This is a genomic window from Rhodococcus sp. ENV425 (assembly GCF_002887785.1).
GTDB classification, from domain to species: Bacteria; Actinomycetota; Actinomycetes; order Mycobacteriales; family Mycobacteriaceae; genus Rhodococcus; species Rhodococcus aetherivorans.
In genome coordinates, this window is record NZ_PCZU01000231.1 from 1 (window position 1) to 2,576 (window position 2,576).

3 protein-coding genes are annotated in these 2,576 nt (G+C 74.8%); 2 read left to right on the forward strand and 1 reads right to left on the reverse strand.

Annotated elements, in window-relative coordinates:
- A partial coding sequence (locus CQZ88_RS20140) for a hypothetical protein (protein ID WP_102800206.1) occupies positions 1-546 on the reverse strand: 546 nt, incomplete at its 3' end.
- Between the two features lie 82 nt (positions 547-628).
- Here CQZ88_RS20140 and CQZ88_RS20145 point away from each other — a divergent pair.
- Positions 629-1,414 (forward strand): DUF2470 domain-containing protein, encoded by a 786-nt coding sequence (locus CQZ88_RS20145; RefSeq protein ID WP_102800207.1) that lies wholly within the window; start codon positions 629-631, stop codon positions 1,412-1,414.
- Positions 1,415-1,488: 74 nt separating this feature from the next.
- A partial coding sequence (locus CQZ88_RS20150; protein ID WP_146034339.1) for a serine/threonine-protein kinase occupies positions 1,489-2,576 on the forward strand: 1,088 nt, incomplete at its 3' end.

Below are 2,576 nucleotides of genomic sequence, written 5' to 3' on the forward strand. Positions count from 1 at the left end.
GTCGCCGCGCAGGGCCGCGACGGTGGCGGCGAGCAGGGCGAGCACCTCGTCGGCGTCGCGGGCTCGGGCGACGTAACCGGTGCCGGCGTGGGCGAGGACGGACAGGAAGTCGGCGATCTCCCCCACGTCGCGTCCGGTGGGCAGGCCGGGGCTGTGTCCGGCGCCGACGAGTGCGCGGGCCGTCACGGGCAGGTCACCGGCGTCGACGTAGACGGTCAGAGGGGCGGGTACCGCGACGGCGAGCGCGTCGTCGAGGTCCGCCGCGGTGCAGTCGAGCTGGTAGCGGACCGGGACCGGGCGCAGGCCGGCCAGGCGCTCCGCGTCGGGGGCGACGTCGAGTTCACCGACGATCCGCACCGCCCCGGTGGTCTCCCCGAGGGCCTCGGTCAGCGTGGACACCGGCACCACGGGGTCTCCGATCGCGTCGAGCGCGGGGGCGGCGAGCGCGTCGGCGAGGGTCGGATGCCGGCGGGTGAGCAGTGCGGTGAGCAGGCCGCGGGGCTCCTCGCGGGACGGCGGCATTCCGAGGGTGAGCGGGATCGGCACGTCTCCAGGCTAGTCGCCGGGGTGTTGCGACCTCGCTCACCATGACTTAGGTTTGCCTCACCTACCAACCGAGGAGGATTCGATGCCGGCCACCACCGCCCGTTCCGCGCCCACGACCGCCGAAGCGGTCCGCACCGCCGTCGCCCGCACCGGCTCCGCCGCAGTTGCCACCGGCTCCGCCGTACTCGCCACCGACGGGGCCGCGCCCGTCACCGCGGTGCTGCACCACCTGCACAGCGACGGCGACCTGCTCGTCGTCGTCCCCGACGACTGTGCCGCCGTCGCGCTGACCTGGCAGCGCGGCGCCGCGGGCCTGCACTCCGTGCTGGAACTGACCGACCACTCGCCGCTGCGGCTGCGCAACCCCGTCCGCTCGCTCACCTGGCTCAGCGGCACCGCCCACGCCGTCGCCGAACCCCGCCGGCTCGCCGCCGACATCGCCGCGACCCTGCCCCACCCCGCGCTGCTCGACGTCGGGCACCGCGCCGAACTGCTGCGCGTACGCCTCACGTCCGTCGTCGCCGCCGACACCACCGGCGCCGAGTCCGTGGAGGTCGCCGACGTCCTCGCGGCCGCGCCGGACCCGTTCGCGGCCGTCGAGTCCGCATGGTTGCAGCACCTCGAGCAGGACCACGGCGACCTCGTCCACCGCATCGCCCGGCACATCCCCGTCAACGACCGGCGCGGCCGCATCCGGCCTCTCGGCCTGGACCGTTACGGCCTGCGCCTGCGACTCGAGTCCGGCCGCGGCGACCACGACGTCCGGATTCCGTTCCCCGAACCCGCCGACGACGTCGAGTCCCTGAGCCGCGCCCTGCGCCGCCTCGTGGGCTGCCCGTTCGCCAACGGGCTGCGCGCGAGGCACTGATCGGGCCCCGCGCTTCGGCGGTATCCTCGAGTCAGCACTCCCCCGAGCGCGTCGCACGCCGAAAGCCGGGAACCATGGCCGATTTCGATCCGGAAGCCACCCGCCCCGCGGGGCAGGGGATCGCGGCGGAACTCGCCGCGGCGGGGTTCGACGACGCCCTCGTCGTCGGCCGGGGCGGCTTCGGCGTCGTCTATCGGTGCCGGCAACGCTCCCTCGGGCGCACCGTCGCGATCAAGGTGCTCTCCTCCGACCTCGACGCCGAGAACCGCGAACGGTTCCTGCGCGAGGGGTTCGCGATGGGCGGGCTGTCCGGCCACCCGAACATCGTCAACATCCTCCAGGTGGGCGTCACCTCCACCGGCCGGCCGTACATCGTGATGCCCTACCACCCCAACGACTCGCTGGCGGTGCGGGTGCGCCGGGACGGGCCGATGCCGTGGTGGGACGTCGTCCGCGTCGGGGTCAAGCTCGCCGGCGCCCTCGAGACCGCCCACCGCGCCGGCACCCTGCACCGCGACGTCAAGCCCGCCAACATCCTCGTCACCGAGTACGGCGAGCCGCAGCTCACCGACTTCGGCATCGCCCGCATCGCCGGCGGCTTCGAAACCGCCACCGGCGCCTTCACCGGATCCCTCGCCTTCACCGCACCCGAGGTGCTCGAGGGCAAGCCGCCCACCCCGGCCTCGGACATCTACGGTCTCGGCGCGGCCATGTTCGCCCTCATCACCGGCCGCGCCGCGTTCGAGCGACGCACGGGCGAGGAGATCATCGCGCAGTTCCTGCGCATCACCAGCCAGCCCATCCCGGACCTGCGCCCCCACGGCATCCCCGACGACGTGTGCGCCGCCATCGAGCACGCCATGTCCGTCGACCCGGCCCGCCGGCCCGCGACCGCGGCCGACTTCGGCCGCGAGCTGCAGCAGACCCAGGCCCGGCACGGCCGCCACGTCGACGACATGGCCCTGCCCGGCGAGCTGCGGTTCCACGACCAGCCGACGGGCCGGCACCCCCTCGCGAAACCCGTCACGGCCACACCCGTCACGGCCACACCCGTCACGGCCACCGCGGCACCCGTCAAACCCGCACCGCCGGGACCGAACGGTCCCCCACCGCCACCGCCGCCCGGCCCACCCCGCCCGAGCGAACCCCCCGCGCGACGAAC